Source organism: Streptococcus sp. oral taxon 064, from assembly GCF_001683375.1.
Taxonomy (GTDB): Bacteria; Bacillota; Bacilli; order Lactobacillales; family Streptococcaceae; genus Streptococcus; species Streptococcus oralis_S.
The window spans coordinates 1,096,106-1,116,767 of the sequence record NZ_CP016207.1 but is presented as its reverse complement, the minus strand read 5'-3'; the positions used below and the strand labels follow the sequence as shown (position 1 = coordinate 1,116,767).

Here is a 20,662-nt window from a genome sequence, read left to right as displayed (position 1 = left end):
AAAAAGCAAGATAAGGAATCAAATTAGTCTTTATAAGAAAAATATGGTATAGTAGAATCATACTATCTATAAGGAGTTTCTATGTCACAGCACAAGCAAATGAAAGCTGTTTCTCCCCTTCTACAGCAAGTCATCAATATTTCATCTATCGTCGGGGGAGTCGGCACCTTGATTTTCTGTATTTGGGCCTATCAGGCAGGAGTGTTACAGTCCAAGGAAACCCTATCGGCCTTTATCCAGCAAGCTGGGGTTTGGGGGCCACCACTCTTTATCTTTTTACAGATCCTACAAACCGTCGTTCCGATCATTCCGGGAGCTTTGACCTCAGTGGCTGGGGTCTTTATTTACGGCCACATCATCGGGACTATCTATAACTATATCGGCATCGTGATTGGCTGTGCCATTATCTTTTACCTCGTCCGTCTCTATGGAGCTGCCTTTGTCCAGTCCGTCGTCAGCAAGCGCACCTATGACAAGTACATCGGTTGGCTAGATAAGGGCAATCGTTTCGAGCGTTTCTTTATCTTTATGATGATCTGGCCAGTTAGCCCAGCTGACTTTCTCTGTATGCTGGCTGCCCTTACCAAGATGACCTTTAAGCGCTATATGATTATCATCGTTTTGACCAAGCCCTTTACCCTAGTGGTTTATACATATGGTTTGACCTATATTATTGATTTCTTCTGGCAGATGTTTTGAGAATAGAAAAATCCGTTTGGTTTCCCAAGCGGATTTTTTGTTTGTTTTATTTTGCGACACTCTTAGCGAGGACAAAGTTCCCAAGTGTGGCAGAACCATTTCCAGCAACTGCTGGAGTCACGATATAGTCACGCACATCTGGTACTGGTAGGTAGCCGTTGAGAAGAGCTGTGAATTTCTCACGTACACGGTCCAGCATGTGTTGTTGGGCCATAACCCCACCACCAAAGACGATCACATCTGGACGGAAAGTTACTGTAGCATTGACCGCAGCCTGAGCGATATAGTAGGCTTGAACATCCCAGACAGAACTGTTGAGTTCGATGTTTTCACCACGAATACCTGTACGAGCTTCGAGGCTTGGTCCAGCCGCAAAGCCTTCCAAACAACCCTTATGGAAAGGACAGACGCCGTTAAATTCTTTTTCTACATCCATTGGGTGTTTAGCCACATAGTAGTGACCCATCTCAGGGTGACCGACACCACCGATAAACTCACCACGTTGGATAACACCTGCTCCGATACCTGTACCGATTGTGTAGTAGACCAGGTTCTCGATACGGCCACCAGCATTGTTACGAGCAACCACTTCACCATAGGCAGAGCTGTTCACGTCTGTGGTGAAATACATGGGTACGTTGAGGGAGCGGCGAAGGGCACCAAGTAGGTCTACATTAGCCCAATGAGGTTTTGGAGTCGTTGTGATAAAGCCATAGGTTTTTGAGTTTTTATCGATATCGATCGGACCAAAGGAACCGATGGCAAGACCTGCAAGATTATCGAATTTTGAAAAGAATTCGATGGTTTTATCGATGGTCTCGATAGGAGTTGTTGTAGGAAACTGTGTTTTTTCTACAATGTTAAAATTTTCATCTCCGACAGCACAGACAAACTTTGTACCGCCCGCTTCTAAGCTTCCATATAATTTTGTCATGATAAACCTCTTATCTTTGTTTTCTCTATTATAGCACATTTTAAAAGGCTAGATTTCTCAATATTTTAGATTTTCCTCTGTAAATCTTACCATCCAAGTAAAAACGAACAAACATGATATTTGTTCGTTTTGTTTTTAGATCTGGTTTTCGAAGAGGACTAGGCTTTCACTTCGATGATAGCGTCACCCTTGACAACAGAGCCACTTGCGACTGGTGTCACAGAAGCGTAGTCTGCTGTGTTGGTTACGATAATCATTGTTGTGTCATCAAGACCTGCAGCAGCGATTTTGTTTGAGTCAAAGGTTCCAAGAACGTCACCAGCTTTAACCTTGTCGCCTTGAGCAACTTTTTGTTCAAAGCCTTCACCGTTCATAGTCACCGTATCGATACCAACGTGGATCAAGATTTCAGCTCCATTAGCTGTCTTCAAACCATAAGCATGTCCTGTGGCAAAGGCGATCGATACTTCTGCATCAGCTGGTGCATAAACCACACCTTGGCTTGGTTTTACTGCGATACCTTGTCCCATTGCACCACTTGAAAAGACTGGATCATCAACATTCTCAAGGGCAACTACGTCCCCAACGATTGGAGTTTGGATTGTTTCATTTTGAGGAGCTACTGGAATGTTACCAGTTGTTTCTTCTTGAACCAAGCGTTCTGTCGCCACTTCACTAGCAACTTCTTCTTCGTCCTCGTAACCAAACATGTAGGTAAGGGCAAAACCAAGAACAAATGATACAGCTACCATAAGAAGGTATTGTAGAAGTTGTCCGTTACCAATGTAAAGCATTGTACCAGGGATGACTGTGATACCATTACCAGTACCAGCAAGTCCAAGGATAGATGCCAATCCACCACCGATTGCACCAGCAATCAATGAAAGGAAGAATGGCTTACGGAAACGCAAGTTAACCCCGAAGATAGCAGGCTCAGTAATACCTAGGAAGGCAGAAAGAGCAGCTGGGAAAGCAAGTGTTTTAAGTTTAGGATTTTTAGTTTTCACACCAACGGCTACTGTCGCAGCACCTTGAGCAGTCATAGCTGCAGTAATGATAGCGTTGAATGGGTTAACATGGTCAGCAGCAAGCAATTGAACTTCAAGCAAGTTGAAGATGTGGTGAACACCTGATACGACGATTAATTGGTGAACTCCACCAATCAAGAAACCACCAAGTCCGAATGGCAAGTTAAGAATTGCTTTAGTTCCAATGAGGATGTAGTTTTCAACAACGTGGAAGACTGGTCCGATAACAAACAATCCAAGAATTGACATTACAAGGAGTGTTACGAACGGTGTTACCAAGAGGTCAAGTACATCTGGAACAACCTTGCGAACTGCTTTTTCAAACTTAGCTCCGACAACACCGATAATGAAGGCTGGAAGAACTGAACCTTGCAAACCTACAACTGGGATAAATCCGAAGAACTGCATTGCAGTTACTTCACCACCAGACGCAACAGCCCAGGCATTTGGAAGCGAATCAGAAACGAGCATCATACCAAGAACGATACCAACGGCTGGGTTACCACCGAATACACGGAAAGTTGACCAAACAACCAAACCTGGCAAGATAATAAAGGCAGTGTCAGTCAAGATCTGAGTATAAGTTGTCACATCTTCTGGAAGTGTCATTCCAAGAGCAGTCAAGAGACCACGAACACCCATGAAGAGACCAGTTGCTACGATAACTGGAATGATTGGAACGAAAACGTCACCGAAAGTACGGATGGCACGTTGGAACCAATTTCCTTGTTTAGCAGCTTCTGCTTTCATTTCAGCTTTTGTTGAAGTTGGCAAACCAAGAGCTACGACTTCATCGTACATCTTGTTTACTGTACCAGTACCAAAGATGATTTGGTATTGACCTGAGTTAAAGAAAGCACCTTGAACTTTTTCCAAGCTCTCGATAGCATCTTTGTTAATTTTCGCTTCATCTTTAACCATAACGCGAAGACGAGTCGCACAGTGAGCTACACTATTAACGTTCTCACGTCCACCTAAGGCTTCGATGACTTTTTTTGCAATATCCTGATTGTTCATTTGCAAAAATCTCCTTATAAAAATTTTGTTCTTGTTTGAAAGCGATTTTATTCGCCCTACGACTATTATTTTATCATGTTTCTAAAATATGTCAAGCGTTTTGCAGAATTTTTTATTCCCATTCTTTTTTCTCTGATTATTTTTGCTCGTTTTTGAGGGATATTCTCTTTTTCCTCAAAAAAATATCTTTATACTTGAGGAATCAAGGCTTTTATTTACATTTTCTTTCATTTTTTCGTGAAAATTTACCATGTTTCCTTCACTTGATTTCTGGCAATCGTTTGACATGTTTTTCTCTTTTTTAACATAAAAGACTTGCTTTTTTTGCCGAAAACGTTTACTATTAATAATAGAATAGAACTTATGGAGGAAAGATAAAATGGAATGGACAACTGAGCGCCGTTACAGACGCTATGAAGACTGGTCTACTGATGAAATCAAGCAAATCAAGGAAAAGATGGCACAATCTCCTTGGCATACTCGTTACCATGTCGAGCCTAAAATGGGGCTTCTCAATGATCCAAATGGCTTTTCTTATTTTGATGGCAAATGGATTCTCTTTTACCAAAACTTCCCCTTTGGTGCAGCCCATGGGTTGAAGTCTTGGGTGCAGCTTGAAAGTGATGATTTAGTGCACTTTACAGAAACTGGAGTCAAAGTTTTACCAGATACTCCATTGGATAGCCACGGTGCCTACTCTGGTTCTGCCATGCAGTTTGGCGATCAGTTGTTCCTATTTTATACTGGAAATGTCCGTGATGAAAACTGGATCCGTCACCCTTACCAGATTGGGGCTTTGATGGACAAGGATGGCAAGATTACAAAGATTGACAAGATCTTGATTGACCAGCCAGCAGACTCTACTGATCACTTCCGTGACCCACAAATTTTTAACTTTAAAGGTCAATATTATGCTATCGTCGGTGGACAGGACTTGGAGAAAAAAGGCTTCGTCCGTCTCTACAAGGCTGTGGACAATGATTATACAAACTGGCAAGCAGTTGGCGACCTTGACTTTGCTAACGACCGTACTGCCTACATGATGGAATGTCCAAATCTGGTCTTTGTAGGGGAGCAACCTGTCCTTCTCTACTGTCCACAAGGATTGGATAAGGGTGTTCTAGACTATGATAATATCTATCCAAATATGTATAAGATTGGGGCTTCCTTTGCCCCTCAAAATGCCAAAATGGTCGATGTGTCTCCATTGCAAAATCTAGACTATGGTTTTGAAGCCTATGCAACTCAAGCCTTTAACGCTCCAGATGGACGTGCACTAGCAGTAAGTTGGCTTGGGTTGCCAGATGTTTCTTACCCATCTGACCGTTTTGACAACCAAGGAACCTTCTCATTGGTCAAAGAACTCACTATCAAAGATGGCAAACTCTACCAATATCCTGTCTCAGCCGTCAAAGAACTTCGTTCTTCTGAAGAGGCCTTCTCAAATCGTACTCAAACCAATAACACCTATGAACTCGAGCTCAACTTGGAGGCCAATAGCCAAAGCGAGATTGTCTTGCTCGCTGATAAAGAAGGCAAGGGGCTTTCCATCCACTTTGACCTTGTCAATGGACAGGTGACAGTGGATCGTAGTCAGGCTGGTCAACAGTACGCCCAAGAATTTGGTACGACTCGTTCTTGCCCTATCGATAACCAAGCTACTACTGCCACTATCTTCATCGATAAGTCAGTATTTGAAATTTTCATCAATAAAGGAGAAAAAGTATTTTCTGGTCGTGTCTTCCCACATGTGGATCAAAACGGTATCCTCATCAAGTTTGGAAACCCAACTGGAACTTACTATGAATTAGATTATGGTCGCAAAACTAACTGATGTCGCAAAACTTGCAGGCGTCAGCCCTACTACCGTCTCACGGGTCATCAATAAAAAGGGGTATCTATCTGAGAAAACCATTCAAAAGGTTAATGAAGCCATGCGAGAATTGGGCTACAAGCCCAATAATCTGGCTCGAAGTCTCCAAGGAAAATCTGCCAAGTTGATTGGACTTATTTTTCCAAACATCAGTCATGTCTTTTATGCGGAGTTGATTGACAAGTTGGAACACCAACTCTTCAAGAATGGCTACAAGACCATCATCTGTAACAGCGAACATGACTCTGAAAAAGAACGGGAGTACATTGAAATGCTGGAGGCCAACCAGGTCGATGGTATCATTTCTGGAAGTCACAACTTGGGAATCGAAGACTACAATCGTGTGACAGCACCGATCATTTCCTTTGACCGAAACTTGTCTCCAGACATCCCTGTCGTCTCCTCTGATAACTACGGTGGCGGGGTCCTCGCCGCCCAAACTCTGGTCAAGACTGGCGCCCAGTCTATCATCATGATTACGGGAAATGACAACTCGAACTCACCGACTGGACTGCGCCACGCTGGCTTTGCCTCTGTTCTCCCAAAAGCGCCTATTATCAATGTTTCGAGTGACTTTTCTCCCGTCCGAAAAGAAATGGAAATCAAGAATATCTTGACCCATCAGAAACCAGATGCTATCTTTGCTTCAGATGATTTGACAGCTATCCTGGTTATCAAAATAGCTCAAGAGCTGGGAATTTCTGTTCCTGGTGAGCTCAAGGTCATCGGCTATGATGGGACCTACTTTATCGAGAACTACTATCCTCACCTGACAACGATTAAGCAACCTATGAAAGAGATTGCCCACCTCACTGTTGATCTCCTCTTGCAGAAGATTGAAGGCAAAGAGGTCGCGACAACTGGTTACTTCTTACCAGTCACACTATTACCAGGAAAAAGTATTTAAGTACAAAAAACTCAGACGAATTCGTCTGAGTTTTTTTATGATCTTAAGTTTTCGAGATAGCGCTGGGCTGTCTCTAAGTTAAAGTTTTTTTCTGCAATCAAGTGCTCGACCAGTGGAGCAACCTCGGACTCACTAGCACCAGCTAGGAGAGCTAGGGATTTGGCCTGCAATTTCATGTGGCCTTGCTGGATGCCCGTACTGACCAAGGCTTTGAGGGCCGCAAAGTTTTGGGCAAGACCGATGGACACGATAATTTGAGCTAATTCCTTGGCTGAAGGATTTCCTAGTAGTTCATGACTGAGGGCTACACGTGGGTTGAGTCCAATAGAGCCACCCTTTGTAGCTACCGGCATGGGTAATGTCATCTCACCGACCAATTCTTCTCTTTCCATGTCCAGTGTCCATTGACTAAGACCTTGATAGCGTCCATCTCGACTGGCAAAGGCATGGGCCCCAGCTTCGATGGCACGCCAGTCATTACCCGTGGCAATCAAAATGGCATCAATACCATTACAAATCCCTTTATTATGGGTAGCCGCTCGGTAGGGATCAGCCTGCGCAAACTGGCTAGCCAAAGCTATTTTCTCTGCTATTTCTCTGGCTTCATCCTTTTGTCGGCTCAAGTAGCGAAAGGCGATACGACAGCTTGCAGTCACCAGAGAATCGGTCGCGTAGTTGGACAAGTTCTTCTAAGACTGGTTTCAAAGCCTCCAGCATGGTGTTGAGCATATTGGCTCCCATGGCTTCCTGGGTATCGACATGGAGATAAACAACGAGAAAGTCTGTTTCACTTTTGATCTGCTCTACATGCAAATCACGCGCCCCGCCACCACGTTTGACGATAGAAGGATAGGCTTGATTGGCAAGTTCTAAGAGCTCCGCCTTCTTGCTGGCAATCTTCTCTTGCGCTAGCTCTGGATCAGCAACTTGATAAAGGGCTACCTGCCCAATCATCTGGCGCTGATGAACTTGAGCAGTAAAGCCACCTGCTCGCTTGATGATTTTGCTGGCATAGCTGGCCGCAGCAACCACAGACGGTTCTTCTGTCACATAGGGAACTGTGTAGTCCTGACCATTCACCACAAGCTCTGGAATGATGGAATAAGGCAGAGAAAAAGTTCCCACCACATTCTCACTCAGCTGATCTGCAACTGCCAAGCTGACTTGTTCATCCTGCTCCAGACTCGTTTGCTTTTCAGGACTAAGGAGCGCCTGATCTTTCAACAACTCTAGGCGCTCATGGTATGTTTTTTTAGAAAATCCATTCCAACTTATCTTCATTATTTTTCAACCTTGCTATAACGGCGTTGGTGGTCGACAATTTCAACCAAGGCATAGTCTTGATATTCATAGCCTGCAAATTGGGCTGAACCAGATTCATCCAACTGCACCTCTTCGAAGAAGACTTTTTCATAGTCTGCAACGGATAGGGCTGTACGTTGCTTGAGTTTGCTCAAGCGCTCCTTATCAAGGTAAGCCTCATAGCCTTCGACCAATTCACCACTAAAGAACTCTGAAACCGCTCCACTTCCATAACTGTAGAGGGCAATTTTATCTCCAGCCTTCAAAGTCTCTGCATTTTCCAAAAGGGAGAGAAGTCCGAGGAAGAGGGAACCCGTGTAGATATTTCCAATCATCTGACTGTAAAGGATGGACTTATCAAAGTTCTCTTGCAAACTATTCTGTTTTTCTTTAGACAAAGTTTTGTCCATCATCTTGCGCAAGCCTTTTAGGGCCAACTTAGGATAAGGCAAGTGGAAGCAGATAGCCGCAAAGTCATCCATAGTCCAATCATAGCGTTTCTTGTATTCATCCCAAGTCGTTGTCAGGCAATCAAGATACTGTTGGGTCGAGTACATGCCGTTTACATAAGGAGTGCTTGAGTAGTTCGGACGCCAGAAATCCATGATGTCTCGCGTTTGAGCAACGTTATCATTGTTAAAGGCCATGATGCGCGGATTTTGAGTGATTAGCATCGCCACACTTCCAGCACCCTGGGTTGGCTCACCTGGAGTTCCCACACCATACTTGGCAATATCACTGGCAATGACCAAAACCTTAGACTCTGGAGAATTTTCCACATGCAATTTAGCATAATGAAGGGCAGCTGTCGCTCCATAGCAGGCTTCTTTAATTTCAAAGCTACGAGCGAAAGGCTGAATACCTAACAAGCCATGAACAAAGACTGCCGCTGCCTTACTCTGGTCAATCCCTGACTCGGTTGCCACGATGACCATATCGATTTCTTCTTTTTCTTTATCTGTGAGGATAGAGTTGCTGGCACTAGCTGCCAAGGTAACAATGTCCTCAGTCAGTGGTGCAATACTAATTTCATTTAACAAGAGTCCCTTGCTAAATTTTTCGGGGTCAACTCCCCTCGCTTCTGCTAAGTCTTGTAATTTCAAGACATATTGACTGGTCGCAAAACCAATCTTATCAATACCGATTGTCATATTTACCTCTGTTTTTTCATTCATTGTAAAAAATCGTTTCATTCTATTTTATCACAAATAGGGACAAAAGAGAGAAAAAAGACTTGATTCAACAAATCAAGTCTTTGCTTTGACTGCATTAGGAAGAGATTCCTCGTTGTTTGCGGATGTAGTAATAAAGCTTTAGAATTACTGTTCCACTTGCCATTCCAATAGAAATAACGAGGGCTAACATAACCACCAAAGTCGCGCTGGCAATAGCATGGCTGTAATCTCCTGTCACAAAGAAAGCTGTCGTTCGATAGGATAAATAACCCGGCACCAAGGGGGCAAGAATAGCCAAGACAAAGACCACCGCTGGTGTCTTATAGACAATACTTAAAATCTGACTGATGCAAGAGCCAATTACTGCTGCGATAAAGGTCGCGACAATAACATTGGTTGGTTCTTTGAGCACGAGATAGAGGAGCCAAACGCCCATTCCCAAAATACCACCAGGTAGGAGCATGGAGCGTTGAACATTCAGTACGATTAGAAAGGTGATAATGGCGAGTAAACTCGCCACTGCTTGGAGCAAAATACTTGTTAGAGTCATCTTATGTCATCAAAACCAGGGCGACAGAGGTGCCAGCCCCTAAAGCGAGGGTAATGAGCAAAGATTCAAACATCTTGCTCATACCAGAGTTGATATGGTTGGTCATGATATCCCGTACCGCATTTGTCAGAGCAATCCCTGGAACAAAGGGCATGACCGCTCCTGCTATGATTAGGTCTGCCGTCGAAGGAAATCCTGTATAGCGGGCCCAGAACTGGGCGATCAATCCGAAGACAAATGCACCCGCAAAGGCCGTTACAAAAGGAATGCGGACAAACTTCTCTACGTAGAGAGAGAAGGCAAAACCAAATAAGGTCGCAATAGCCGCACCAAAAGCGTCATAGACATTGCCTCCAAACATAATCGAGAAGAAAGGGGCACTGAGGGTCGCTGCTACAGTCACTTGGAACTTGGTATAAGGAAGGGCTTGATTGCCGATTTCTTTCAGCTTATTAAAGGCTGTCGAGAGATCAATCTGCCCTCCGACAAGCTCCCGTGATACTTGGTTGACATCACAGACTTTTTCAATGTTATAAGAGGATGAGGTCACCCGTTTCATCCGAGAAATATTGGTGTTTTCAATAGAAAAGAAAATAGCTGCGGGCATGGCAAGAACATTGCAATCCATTATTCCCTGCGAATGGGCAATACGGATCATAGTATCCTCAACCCGATGAATCTCTGAGCCACTTTTCAGGAGAATGGTTCCTGCTAGCATAATCACATCAATGACGGCATTCAACTCTCTCGATTCGTCCATTTTCTCCTCCTTTTTTCTACTTCCTATATTTTATCACAAAATCTTGTGAAAAAAAATCTTTGTCATGAAATCATGACAAAGATTCGTTTAATCTCGCGAACTTTCGTGGTTTCCTTCACCGTTTGGTTGATTCGTTGGAGGATTGTTGCCTTGTTGGTTACCTTGTTGATTTCCTTGCTGGTTCCCCTGGGTTGGACTTGTAGGAGAACCCTGGTTCCCACGTTGGGCAGGATTAGAGGATGAAGATGACGGTGGTGTTTTTGGTTTGTAGATGGAAAGTTTGATACGCGTACTTGCAAGATCAACCAGTTCTCCTGCTCTTGGCGTTTGACTTACAACAGTTCCTTCTGCCGTTCCTTCAGGAGCAGTTGATACTTCTACAACCTCAATATTTGCTTCCTTCACACCGACAATCTGAGTCAAGTTATTCTTTGTAAACTCGAGACTTGAACCAATGTAGTTCGGCATGCTGACACTAGTCACCTTCTTAGCCACTGTTAAGGTAATCGTAGTAGCTTTTGAGAGATCATAGGTCGAACCCGATGCAGGGGTCTGTCTGAGGACGGTGCCAGGTTCGCTTTCGCTGGATTCTTCCTCTTCCATCTTGATTAGATTTTCAGGAACCTTCTTCTCCTTGAGTTCAGCTACAACTTCCGTATACTTACGTCCGACATAATTGCTCAATTGGAAGGATTGCTTACCAGAAGAAACAATCAAATTGACCTTGGTTCCTTCTTTTCGGCCGCTACCAGCTTCTGGATCCGTTCGAATAACACGTCCTTCTGCTACGGTATCGCTGGCCTCTGACTTTTCTTCACCGGCTTCAAACTTGGATTTTTTAAGAGCTTCCTTAGCCTCTGCAACGGTTTGTCCAGCTACGTCAGGAATAGCAAGCGTTGCTGGTGTTCTTGACAAAATCCAGACCAAAGAGGCTACAACCAATAGGAGACTAGCCAAAAGAATCATATAGCGAGCCTTAAACTTCCGTTTCTTGGCTGGCTTTGGCGCTGGAGCCGGCTCTGCCACCGGTTGAGTTGGTTTCTTTGGCTGAGGGCGTTCTTCCTGCGCCGGAGCTTTAGGAATCGATGTCAGTGTACTTTGTGGAACTTTAGGTAAAGTCTTAGTGTCTGCCTTACTCGCATCGTCAAAGACCAGTTTCGGTTCATTCCGGCGATTATAAGACAAGCTAGTTGACAAGTCCACATACATTTCTGAAACAGACTGATAACGATCTGACAGCTTCTTAGCAGTTGCCTTGATGACAACATTTTCTAAAGCCTGAGGGACAGATGGATTTTCAGCTATGACGGACGGAAGTGGCTTCTGGAAATGCTGGAGGGCAATCGTAACCGCACTATCCCCATCATAAGGGATATGCCCCGTCAGCATTTCATAGAAGATAATCCCCATTGCATAGATATCGCTCTGGAAGGTCGCTTTAGAACCACGTGCTTGTTCAGGTGATAAATAATGAACAGAGCCTAACATTGAGTTTGTCTGGGTCAGACTGGTCTCCGCAAAGGCTACGGCAATCCCAAAGTCCGTGACCTTAGCTGTGCCGTCAGGTGTCAAGAGGATATTTTGAGGTTTCAAATCCCGGTGAACTATTCCTCGAGTATGGGCTAAGCGCATGGCCAAGAGGATTTGCCCCATGATCCGAACTGCTTCTTCGTTTGAAAGAGGATAGTGTTCTTTAATATAGCGCTTGAGGTCAAGGCCTGCAACGTATTCCATAGCTAGGTACTGTTGACCGTCTTCCTCACCAATATCTGTTATCCGAACGATATGAGGATGGTCCAGATCCGCCATGGCCCTCGCTTCACGCTGGAAACGTGCCACAGCAATCGGGTCCGTCTGGTAGTTGGTCCTCAGGACCTTCACTGCCACTTCTTCCCCGTCTAGGATCAAATCCTTGGCCAAGTAAACATCTGCCATGCCTCCTCGACCAATCTGCTTGACAATCCGATACCGCCCGGCAAAAATCTTGCCGATTTGGATCATTCTGCTGCCTCCTCGTTCATGTAAACAAGGGCAACCGTAATGTTGTCTAAACCTCCTGCATTGTTAGCGAAGCGAATGAGGGTTGCCGCCTTGTCTGCTAGGGAAATATCGCTGGTTACGATATCATAAATCTCGCTTGCCGAAATCATATTGGTCAAACCATCACTATTGAGCAAGAGATAATCTCCTGATTCCAGTGTAATCATCCCAAAATCTGGCTGGATTTCATCTTTTTGTCCGATAGACTGGGTGATGATATTCTTTTGAGGGTGAGTTTCTGCTTCTTCTGGAGTCAATTGACCAGCCTTGAGCAATTCGTTGACCAAAGAATGGTCACTCGTCAACTGGTGGTATTCTTCTCCACGAATCAAACCGATACGAGAATCTCCAATGTGAGCATAGATGGCTTGGTTGTCAATAAACGCAACAGCTTCTAGCGTTGTTCCCATGCCTCTGTAGGCTTCGTCCTGACCTAGTTGATGAATTTTTTGATTTTCAATCTCTAGGTAGTGGGCAAACCACTCACGAACTTCATTGACTGAGTCAATTTGGGTATCCACCCAAGCCACACCGAGGTCTGTGACCGCCATCTCACTAGCGATATTTCCTGCACGGTGTCCTCCCATCCCGTCAGCCAAGATGATCATAGTGCGTCCTGCTCGGTTGACAAAGTGATTAACATAGTCCTGATTATTTGTCCGTTTCTGACCAACATCTGTTAATAATGCTATTTCCATTGTGTCAGTTCCTTCCTATTCTGATATCTTGCGAAATTGGCTGATAAAGAATCCATCACTTCCATACAATTCAGGAGTGATCAGGATGCAGCCATCTTTCAGGATATCTTTACATTCGTGTTCTAGTTTAACCTGCTCGAACTCGGGATGACTTTCTAAAAACGCCTCAACGACTTGAAAGTTCTCCTCAGAGACAATAGTACAGGTACTATAAGTTATTATACCACCTTTTCGTAGCGTTTGACAAACACTACCTAATATTTCCAGCTGAATTTCCTGTAAGGACGTGAAATCTGCTGTTTCTTTATTGTATTTGATGTCTGGTTTGCGACGTAAAAGTCCAATCCCAGAACAGGGAGCATCTACCAAAATCTTATCAAAAGAGTCCCGACCAAAAAACTCATGCACTTTTCTGGCATCCAATTTTTGCGTTTGAACCCGATCTGCCACACCTAAACGCTCCGCATTTTCTTGGATCAAGTCCAACTTATGATCATAAAGATCCAAAGCCGTCACCTTACCAGATGTGAGGTAAGAAGCCATATGGGCTGTTTTTCCACCCGGAGCGGCACAGGCATCCAGGACCTGTTCATCACCTTTTAGATCAAGAGTCGGAGCAACTAATTGACTAGATTCGTCTTGGATGGTAATGGCTCCATCCGCAAACAAATCATGACCTGCAAAGTGGCCTTGCTCCTTGACCAGACCAGTGGCCGCCAAAGGGGAATCAGTCGCCTCTAACAAAGCTTTGATTTCCTCTTTTCGGCTCAAGTTGGTCACCCGGATGCTGGCTTTGTTGCGCACCAAGAGACTTTTAAAGATGGCTTGTGCTCGCTCTTCACCGTATTCTTCCTTGAATTTAGACACGAGCCAAACTGGGAGAGAATAAGCAATGGAATCACGCTTGTTTTTGCGTTTGATACTGTCAATGTCTGGCCAGCCTTCTCGCAAGATACGACGAAGGACGGCGTTGACTAATTTTTCACTGCCTTTTTTACGGGCTTTGGCTAGTTCCGCTGCTTCATTAACAACAGCGTGATTAGGAATCTTATCCAGATACCGAAGTTGGTAAGCGCTCAGAAGGAGCAGGATATAGAGCCAGTTATCTAGCTTATCCCGGTCTTCGATAAAGTGGGACAGGTACCATTCCAGGGTGAGTTTTCGGGCTACCGTTCCGTAGACAATCTCTGTCACCAACCCCTTATCTGCTACTGAGAGTTGACTGCCTTTGAGGTATTTGTTTAAGGCAATATTGGAGTATGCTTGGTTAACCAAAACATCCTCTAATACTGCTAGAGCTAGACTTCTAGCCGTTTCTACTTTAGCCACCAAATCGTTCTCCTACAGTCAATGTCCGTCCAACTCCATTGAGGAAGGAAGCAATGTCCATCTTGGGCTTCCCAGCTGGCTGCACTTGCTTGAGAGATAGAGCTCCTTCAGCCGCTGCAACGATTAATTGTTTCTTGCCAATAGAGAGGATCTCACCTGGAGCTCCCTGACCTTCTACTGGCAGGGCTTCATAAATCTTAAAGCGGTCGCCTTTAAGGAAAGTGTGGGCAACAGGCCATGGATTCATCCCTCTGATTTGGTTAAAGAGTTGACGGTTAGTCTTATTCCAGTCCAACTTTTCTTCCTCTGGCTTGATATTTGGCGAGAAAGTGACCTGGCTTTGGTCCTGAGGCACAGGCTTAATCTCCCCAGCAATATAGGCAGGCAGGGTGTCCAAAAGCAAGTCACGACCAACAATGGCTAATTTCTCAAACAAGGTGCCGACATTGTCCTCATCAGTGATAGGAATACTGCGATGAGAAATCATATCCCCTGCATCCATTTCCTTAACCATCTCCATAATGGTCACACCAGCTTCCTTATCCCCTTGAATCAAGGCATAATGGATAGGTGCACCACCACGGTGTTTGGGAAGAAGGGAAGCGTGAACGTTGACCGCAAAGTCCATGCTATCAAGGAGTTTACTTGGGAGAAACTGCCCAAAAGCAGCAGTCACAATTCCATCCGCTCCTAGCTTCATAATGGCTTCCATCTCTGGACTTCCAGATAATTTTTCAGGTTGGTAGATAGGAAGATTTGCTTCTTTGGCAGCCTGCTTGACTGGGGTTTCTTGGATTACTTTTTTACGGCCGACAGCGCGGTCTGGCTGGGTTACAACAGCTAGAATCTCGTAACGATCATCTGATAACAACCCCTTCAAAACTGTTGCTGAAAAGTCGGGTGTCCCCATAAAGATTAGTTTCGTCATTTCTTCTCCTTCTTATAAAAATTGTTGCGGTTCATGGTCAATACTGAGACGAAGCTCACTATTTTCCCGTTCTTGAGTCAAGGCCAAAACCCGATTGAGAGTCTGTCCCAGCTCATCTTCTAAACGGTATTTAATCAAAATCTGGTAATGATAAAGGTTGTGGGTACGTGCGATGGGTTTAGGCGTTGGTCCAAGGATTTTACTAGTTTCCGATAAACCTGAGCGCAAAATCCCCATGACTTCATAGGCACGTTTGACAACCTCTTCTTCTTTCTTGTGAGAGAGGGTAATCCCAATGGTGAAATAATAAGGTGGATAGCCGAGTTGACGCCTAATACTCATTTCATAGGCGTAAAAACCTTCATAGTCCTGTTCCTTGGCAAAACGAATGGCATAGTGCTCAGGATTGTATGACTGAATCAAGACCTGCCCAGCTTTTTCCGCACGACCTGCCCGTCCTGCCACCTGAGTTAAGAGTTGGAAGGTTCTCTCAGAAGAACGGAAATCAGGCAGATTCAAGGCTGTATCCGCATTGAGGACTCCGACTAGGGTCACATTTGGAAAATCCAAGCCCTTAGCAATCATCTGAGTTCCCAACAAGATATCTGCTTCCCCTCGGCCAAACTGGTCAAGAAGAGCTTGGTGACTGCCTTTCTTGCGGGTCGTATCCACATCCATCCGCAGAATGCGAGCCTGAGGAAAGAGTTCTGCCAGTTCATCGTAAGCTTTCTGAGTCCCCGTCCCGTAGTAACGAATACTGCGGCTTTGACAGTTGGGACAGACATGAGGAATCCCCTTTGAAAATCCACAGTAATGGCAGTTCATGGTCTTGGTATCCATGTGGAGAGTCAGAGAAATATCACAGTTGGGACAGCTATCTACCGTTCCACACTCCCGACACATAACAAAACTAGAATAACCCCGACGGTTGAGCATGAGGACTGCCTGTTCTTTTTTATCCAAACGGTCTCGAATGGCCTCTAGCAAAGGAGGCGTAAAGTTTGATGTCTCATTCTGCCCGATATAGTCCCGAAAGTCAATCACTTGAACTTCAGGAATAGTGGCTAAAGGATTGGCCCGTTGGGTCAGACGTAAGTGTTGATAGACACCTTTTCCAGCACGCGCACGGCTCTCTAAGCTCGGTGTCGCTGAGCCAAGGACTAGGGCTGCTTGATTGTACTGGGCCCGTAGAATGGCGACCTCTCTAGCATGATAACGGGGATTGCTGTCTTGTTTGTAGCTAGCTTCATGCTCTTCGTCGATAATTATAACACCTAGATTTTTCAAAGGAGCAAAGATAGCTGATCGAGCGCCAACAACAACTTGGGCATCGCCACGCTCAACCTTGCGCCATTCGTCGTACTTTTCACCATTGGACAGGCCTGAGTGAAGAATGGCTACTTTCTCACCAAATCGAGCAATAAAACGCTCCGTCATTTGTGGCGTCAGAGAAATCTCAGGCACCAGCAAAATAGCCGTCTTACCCTTATCCAAGGCTCCTTGGATAATCTGCAAGTAAACCTCCGTTTTCCCACTTCCTGTAATCCCTTGAAGGAGGAATGGAGGCTGTTGACTACCAATAGCACTGACAACCGCATCGCGAGCTTGTCTTTGCTCTGGGTTCAGCTCCAAAGGTGTACTTGCTTCAATGCCTTCAAAATAAGCAGCTGAACGTTGCACTTCCTTTTGGACTAGAGTTAAAGCTCCTTGCTCCACAAAAAAGTTGACTTGCTCCCGTGAGTAGGATTCTAACAAGCTAGCCAGAGGAGCACTTTCAGGATGAGACAGCAGATAATCTCTCAGCTCTGCCTTTTTCTTAGCACGCGCAGAAATCTCAATCCGCTCTAGCTGAGTAGCATCAACCTCATACCAAGACTGGGTCTTGACCTTCTTTTGATCGACTGCCTGGTATTCTAAGCGGAGCAGACCTTTCCTAGTCAAGCGCATCATCTCAGCTTGCTTAGCAAGGTCTAAAGAAGAAAAGACTAGCGAATCTTCTGAACCAAACAAGCGCTCTTTGTCTGCCTGACTCAGACCTTCCAGAGGATAGAGAATCTTGTCATAGCTAGAATTCAGAAATCCTGGAAGCATAGCTTTTAGAATGGAGATTTTATAAGAAAAGACGGACTTGCGTAACTCCTCAGCCAACCAGAGTTGCTCCTGAGTCAAGACAGGAGAAAAATCTAGCACCTCTGCAATCTCTTTCAAGTCCTGACCTTCCATCTCTTCATCTGACTGGGACTCCAGGCCAAGAACAATTCCTTGGATCAAGCGATTGCCCTTGCCAAAAGGCACATGAACCCGCATACCGACTTCCAGCATCTCTACAAATTCCCCAGGGACCTTGTAGCTGTATGGCTGGTCCGTCTGCATCAGGGGAACATCCACGATAATCTTTGCAATAGCCATCTTCTCACCTCCTCCTTGTTAGTAAATTCTTGCAATAGAAAAAATAAGATTGAGTCCCCCCAACCTTAAATTTTTTCACCATCTTCTTTTTCTTTAGCGATTTGCTCTTTGATTTTCTTTTCTTCTTCTTCTTTGCGGCGTTTTTCTTCTTCGATACGGAGACGAACCGCTTCACGTTTTCCTTCTGGATCTGGGTGAATGGTTACATTTCCTGACTCGATTTCTTCCAAAGCGCGAAGAGTTGATTTTTCAGACTTAAACTCTTGAGTTGCTGGTGCACCGGCTTCTAGTTCGTGGGCACGCTTTGCTTCCAAGATTACGAGTGAATATTTTGATGGTACCTTGTCGAGCAAGGTATCGATAGAGGGTTTTAACATCATTTGCTTGTACCTGTTTCCTATAGTTTATCGAGTAGTTGGAGATTTTGGCAACATCTCCTGGTAGTGACCAATGACACGGTCCACACGGAAGTGTTCTGCTTCGATTACACGCTTGACACGTTCAGCAGCGAGGGGCACCTGATCGTTGACAATGGCATAATCATACTCACGCATGAGAGCAATTTCTTCCTTGGCTTTTTCGATTCGTTGGGCAATCACTTCAGCGCTATCTGTTCCACGACCTACCAAACGATCTTGCAATTCATCCAAATCTGGTGGCGTTAAAAAGATAAAGACAGCATCTGGAACTTTTTTCTTAACCTGAAGGGCTCCCTGCACTTCAATCTCAAGAAAGACATCGATTCCCTTGTCCAGAGTTTCATTGACATAGGTCAGAGGAGTTCCATAGTAGTTACCGACATATTCTGCATATTCCAACATCTGACCTTGACGGATCAGCTCTTCAAACTCTTCACGAGTACGGAAGAAATAGTCCACTCCGTCCACTTCACCAGGACGTTGTGCACGCGTCGTCATCGATACAGAGTATTGAAATTGATTCTCAGAACTCTCAAAAATCTCTCTTCTAACCGTTCCTTTCCCAACTCCTGAAGGACCAGAAAAAACGATTAGCAAGCCTCGGTCTGCCATTATGTCTCCTTTAGTTAGTCTGTGAAATAAAGTGAAATTTCTCTTGGATACTGATGATAGCGTCAGTTATCCTTCTACAGTCTTTCTATCTAGTGTAACAAAAAAGCAGTAATATTTCAACTGCTCTTTCTTATTTATTTAGCATAATCTACTGCACGAAGTTCGCGAATCACGGTTACCTTGATATTTCCTGGGTAATCGAGATTGTTTTCAATTTTCTCACGAACTTTGTGAGCCAAGATTGTGACTTTGTCGTCTTTGATTTGTCCTGGGTTAACCATGATGCGGATTTCACGTCCTGCTTGAAGGGCGAAGCTATTTTGCACTCCTTCAAAGCCATTGGCAATTTCTTCCAAATCATGTAGACGCTTGATGTAACTTTCAAGAGACTCGCTACGAGCACCTGGACGCGCTGCGCTCAAGGCATCTGCTGCAGCAACGATCACTGCAATGACGCTTTCGGCTTCCACATCGCCGTGGTGGCTAGCAATAGTATTCACCACAACTGGGTGTTCCTTGTACTTACGAGCCAATTCCGTACCAATCTCAACGTGGCTACCTTCAACCTCGCGGTCAATAGCTTTCCCGATGTCGTGAAGGAATCCAGCACGACGGGCAAGAGCTGCATTTTCACCAAGTTCACTGGCGATGATACCAGATAACTTAGCAACCTCAATCGAATGACGCAAGACATTTTGTCCGTATGAAGTACGGAACTGCAAGCGTCCCATGATCTTCATCAAGTCTGGATGGAGGTTTGGCGCACCAATCTCATAGGCAGCAGCCTCACCATATTCACGGATTTTATTGTCAATCTCTTGACGGTTTTTCTCCACCAACTCCTCGATACGAGCTGGGTGGATACGGCCATCCTTGAGCAACATTTCCATGGTCATACGAGCAATTTCACGACGAATCGGATCAAATCCTGACAAGGTTACCACTTCTGGCGTGTCGTCAATGATGACATCTACCCCTGTCAAACTTTCAAAGGTACGAATATTGCGTCCTTCACGACCGATAATGCGTCCCTTCATGGTATCGTCTGGTAGGTGAACTGTCGAGTTTGTTGACTCTGCTACATACTCACCAGCGATACGCTGCATAGCCTGAACCAAGATATCTTTCGCAATCTTGTCTGAACGTTCCTTGACTTCTTGCTCAGCCTCACGAATGCGGCTAGCAATTTCCTTGGTCAAGTTTTCCTCTGTCTGAGCCAAGATAATATCTCGAGCCTCAGTTTGGGAAAGCGAGCCGATACGTTCAAGTTCAGCTTCTTTTTGTCTTTCGACTTCCTCTAATTGCTCTTCACGTGCATCAAGGTTTTTTGCTCTATCAGAAATACTTTGTTCTTTTTGTTCAAGTGTTTTTTCTTTGTTCGTCAAATTGTCGTCCTTACGGTCAAGGCTCGTAGCTCTCTCCGTCAAACGACTTTCAATTTGCTTGAGCTCCTGACGTTCTGACTTAAATTCAGCGTCCACTTCTTCACGGTATTTTCTGGCTTCCTCTTTGGCCTCCAATAGTGCTTCTTTTTTAAGAGACTTGCTTTCGCTCTTGGCTTCATTTAGCAATAAATCCGCTTCGCGCTCAGCTTGTCCTCGTAAATTAGTTGCTTCTTGTTCAGCATTTAGAAGCATCAACTCTGCAGCTTCTTGAGATGATTTCATCTTAGCTGAGATGCTGACATATCCAATGACTAAACCAATGATGACGGCAAAAACAGCAATCGCAAGTGTCATGATTTCCATGTTTTTACCTCATTAAATTTGTTTATCGAATGACATACATTCCTTAATATTCTATCATAAAAAACCGATTTTCACAAACCCAAATTGAAGAGTTTTGTGTGAATTTTGGAGCTACAATTCCTTAGATTTTTGAGGAAGCAATTCATTGTCACTATCAAAAAGTTCCACCGAATCTCTACAGCTATGGATTACCTATTATTGTACCAAATAGTGTTCTGCTAGATTCAAACATTT

At 44.6% G+C, this 20,662-nt stretch carries 16 protein-coding genes and 1 pseudogene; 3 read left to right on the top strand and 14 right to left on the bottom strand.

Annotated elements, in window-relative coordinates; all coding sequences use genetic code 11:
- The first annotated feature begins 81 nt into the window (after nucleotides 1-81).
- Nucleotides 82-699, top strand: coding sequence for a TVP38/TMEM64 family protein (locus AXF18_RS05465; protein WP_065371614.1), 618 nt, complete (start codon nucleotides 82-84; stop codon nucleotides 697-699).
- A 46-nt stretch (nucleotides 700-745) separates the two neighbouring features.
- Here the strand turns inward: AXF18_RS05465 and scrK are convergent, their stop codons facing one another.
- Together scrK and AXF18_RS05455 are read right to left on the bottom strand one after the other, a co-directional pair.
- On the bottom strand, nucleotides 746-1,633 hold the full coding sequence (scrK, locus tag AXF18_RS05460; RefSeq protein WP_033583433.1) for a fructokinase ScrK: 888 nt from the start codon (nucleotides 1,631-1,633) through the stop codon (nucleotides 746-748).
- Nucleotides 1,634-1,791: 158 nt separating this feature from the next.
- Complete coding sequence (locus AXF18_RS05455; RefSeq protein WP_065371613.1) at nucleotides 1,792-3,678, bottom strand: sucrose-specific PTS transporter subunit IIBC; 1,887 nt, start codon at nucleotides 3,676-3,678, stop codon at nucleotides 1,792-1,794.
- A gap of 379 nt (nucleotides 3,679-4,057) precedes the next feature.
- On the opposite strand from AXF18_RS05455, the gene AXF18_RS05450 reads away from it, so the two are divergent.
- On the top strand, nucleotides 4,058-5,512 hold the full coding sequence (locus AXF18_RS05450; RefSeq protein WP_065371612.1) for a sucrose-6-phosphate hydrolase: 1,455 nt from the start codon (nucleotides 4,058-4,060) through the stop codon (nucleotides 5,510-5,512).
- Nucleotides 5,493-6,458, top strand: coding sequence for a LacI family DNA-binding transcriptional regulator (locus AXF18_RS05445; RefSeq protein ID WP_065371611.1), 966 nt, complete (start codon nucleotides 5,493-5,495; stop codon nucleotides 6,456-6,458). Before AXF18_RS05450 ends, AXF18_RS05445 begins: the two co-directional genes overlap by 20 nt.
- Before the next feature lie 35 nt (nucleotides 6,459-6,493).
- On the opposite strand, the pseudogene AXF18_RS05440 reads toward AXF18_RS05445, so the two are convergent.
- The 12 genes and pseudogenes from AXF18_RS05440 to AXF18_RS05385 all read right to left on the bottom strand — a co-directional run bounded on the left by AXF18_RS05440 (nucleotide 6,494) and on the right by AXF18_RS05385 (nucleotide 20,428).
- Nucleotides 6,494-7,739, bottom strand: a pseudogene (locus tag AXF18_RS05440) (hydroxymethylglutaryl-CoA reductase, degradative).
- The gene (locus tag AXF18_RS05435) at nucleotides 7,739-8,911 is read right to left on the bottom strand and encodes a hydroxymethylglutaryl-CoA synthase (RefSeq protein ID WP_049489581.1); all 1,173 of its coding nucleotides are present in this window, start codon (nucleotides 8,909-8,911) and stop codon (nucleotides 7,739-7,741) included. The pseudogene AXF18_RS05440 and the gene AXF18_RS05435 overlap by 1 nt, the downstream one beginning before the upstream one ends.
- A 118-nt stretch (nucleotides 8,912-9,029) precedes the next feature.
- Complete coding sequence (locus AXF18_RS05430; RefSeq protein ID WP_044021233.1) at nucleotides 9,030-9,485, bottom strand: threonine/serine exporter family protein; 456 nt, start codon at nucleotides 9,483-9,485, stop codon at nucleotides 9,030-9,032.
- Between the two features lies 1 nt (nucleotide 9,486).
- Nucleotides 9,487-10,245 carry a threonine/serine exporter family protein gene (locus AXF18_RS05425; protein WP_000344544.1) on the bottom strand — a complete coding sequence of 253 codons (759 nt, stop codon included), beginning with the start codon at nucleotides 10,243-10,245 and terminating at the stop codon, nucleotides 9,487-9,489.
- An 87-nt stretch (nucleotides 10,246-10,332) separates the two neighbouring features.
- Nucleotides 10,333-12,246, bottom strand: coding sequence for a Stk1 family PASTA domain-containing Ser/Thr kinase (gene pknB, locus AXF18_RS05420; RefSeq protein WP_065371610.1), 1,914 nt, complete (start codon nucleotides 12,244-12,246; stop codon nucleotides 10,333-10,335).
- Nucleotides 12,243-12,983 (bottom strand): Stp1/IreP family PP2C-type Ser/Thr phosphatase, encoded by a 741-nt coding sequence (locus AXF18_RS05415; RefSeq protein ID WP_000401527.1) that lies wholly within the window; start codon nucleotides 12,981-12,983, stop codon nucleotides 12,243-12,245. The genes pknB and AXF18_RS05415 overlap by 4 nt, the downstream gene beginning before the upstream one ends.
- A gap of 15 nt (nucleotides 12,984-12,998) precedes the next feature.
- Nucleotides 12,999-14,312, bottom strand: coding sequence for a 16S rRNA (cytosine(967)-C(5))-methyltransferase RsmB (rsmB, locus tag AXF18_RS05410; RefSeq protein WP_065371609.1), 1,314 nt, complete (start codon nucleotides 14,310-14,312; stop codon nucleotides 12,999-13,001).
- Complete coding sequence (gene fmt / locus AXF18_RS05405; RefSeq protein WP_065371608.1) at nucleotides 14,305-15,240, bottom strand: methionyl-tRNA formyltransferase; 936 nt, start codon at nucleotides 15,238-15,240, stop codon at nucleotides 14,305-14,307. Before fmt ends, rsmB begins: the two co-directional genes overlap by 8 nt.
- A gap of 12 nt (nucleotides 15,241-15,252) precedes the next feature.
- A complete protein-coding gene (locus tag AXF18_RS05400; protein WP_065371607.1) occupies nucleotides 15,253-17,649 on the bottom strand; it encodes a primosomal protein N' in 2,397 nt (798 codons plus the stop codon).
- A 65-nt stretch (nucleotides 17,650-17,714) separates the two neighbouring features.
- A complete protein-coding gene (rpoZ, locus tag AXF18_RS05395) occupies nucleotides 17,715-18,029 on the bottom strand; it encodes a DNA-directed RNA polymerase subunit omega (RefSeq protein WP_002874282.1) in 315 nt (104 codons plus the stop codon).
- 24 nt (nucleotides 18,030-18,053) lie between these two features.
- Nucleotides 18,054-18,680 carry a guanylate kinase gene (gmk, locus tag AXF18_RS05390; RefSeq protein WP_000775041.1) on the bottom strand — a complete coding sequence of 209 codons (627 nt, stop codon included), beginning with the start codon at nucleotides 18,678-18,680 and terminating at the stop codon, nucleotides 18,054-18,056.
- Between the two features lie 134 nt (nucleotides 18,681-18,814).
- A complete protein-coding gene (locus tag AXF18_RS05385) occupies nucleotides 18,815-20,428 on the bottom strand; it encodes a ribonuclease Y (protein WP_033606008.1) in 1,614 nt (537 codons plus the stop codon).
- Nucleotides 20,429-20,662: the final 234 nt, after the last annotated feature.

What these genes read in the sequence shown, in the direction of transcription:
- AXF18_RS05465 (WP_065371614.1), top strand. Translation starts at nt 82, where the DNA reads ATGTCACAGCACAAGCAAATGAAAGCTGTTTCTCCCCTTCTACAGCAA.
- scrK (WP_033583433.1), bottom strand. Translation starts at nt 1,633, where the DNA reads ATGACAAAATTATATGGAAGCTTAGAAGCGGGCGGTACAAAGTTTGTC.
- AXF18_RS05455 (WP_065371613.1), bottom strand. Translation starts at nt 3,678, where the DNA reads ATGAACAATCAGGATATTGCAAAAAAAGTCATCGAAGCCTTAGGTGGA.
- AXF18_RS05450 (WP_065371612.1), top strand. Translation starts at nt 4,058, where the DNA reads ATGGAATGGACAACTGAGCGCCGTTACAGACGCTATGAAGACTGGTCT.
- AXF18_RS05445 (WP_065371611.1), top strand. Translation starts at nt 5,493, where the DNA reads ATGGTCGCAAAACTAACTGATGTCGCAAAACTTGCAGGCGTCAGCCCT.
- AXF18_RS05435 (WP_049489581.1), bottom strand. Translation starts at nt 8,911, where the DNA reads ATGACAATCGGTATTGATAAGATTGGTTTTGCGACCAGTCAATATGTC.
- AXF18_RS05430 (WP_044021233.1), bottom strand. Translation starts at nt 9,485, where the DNA reads ATGACTCTAACAAGTATTTTGCTCCAAGCAGTGGCGAGTTTACTCGCC.
- AXF18_RS05425 (WP_000344544.1), bottom strand. Translation starts at nt 10,245, where the DNA reads ATGGACGAATCGAGAGAGTTGAATGCCGTCATTGATGTGATTATGCTA.
- pknB (WP_065371610.1), bottom strand. Translation starts at nt 12,246, where the DNA reads ATGATCCAAATCGGCAAGATTTTTGCCGGGCGGTATCGGATTGTCAAG.
- AXF18_RS05415 (WP_000401527.1), bottom strand. Translation starts at nt 12,983, where the DNA reads ATGGAAATAGCATTATTAACAGATGTTGGTCAGAAACGGACAAATAAT.
- fmt (WP_065371608.1), bottom strand. Translation starts at nt 15,240, where the DNA reads ATGACGAAACTAATCTTTATGGGGACACCCGACTTTTCAGCAACAGTT.
- AXF18_RS05400 (WP_065371607.1), bottom strand. Translation starts at nt 17,649, where the DNA reads ATGGCTATTGCAAAGATTATCGTGGATGTTCCCCTGATGCAGACGGAC.
- rpoZ (WP_002874282.1), bottom strand. Translation starts at nt 18,029, where the DNA reads ATGATGTTAAAACCCTCTATCGATACCTTGCTCGACAAGGTACCATCA.
- gmk (WP_000775041.1), bottom strand. Translation starts at nt 18,680, where the DNA reads ATGGCAGACCGAGGCTTGCTAATCGTTTTTTCTGGTCCTTCAGGAGTT.
- AXF18_RS05385 (WP_033606008.1), bottom strand. Translation starts at nt 20,428, where the DNA reads ATGGAAATCATGACACTTGCGATTGCTGTTTTTGCCGTCATCATTGGT.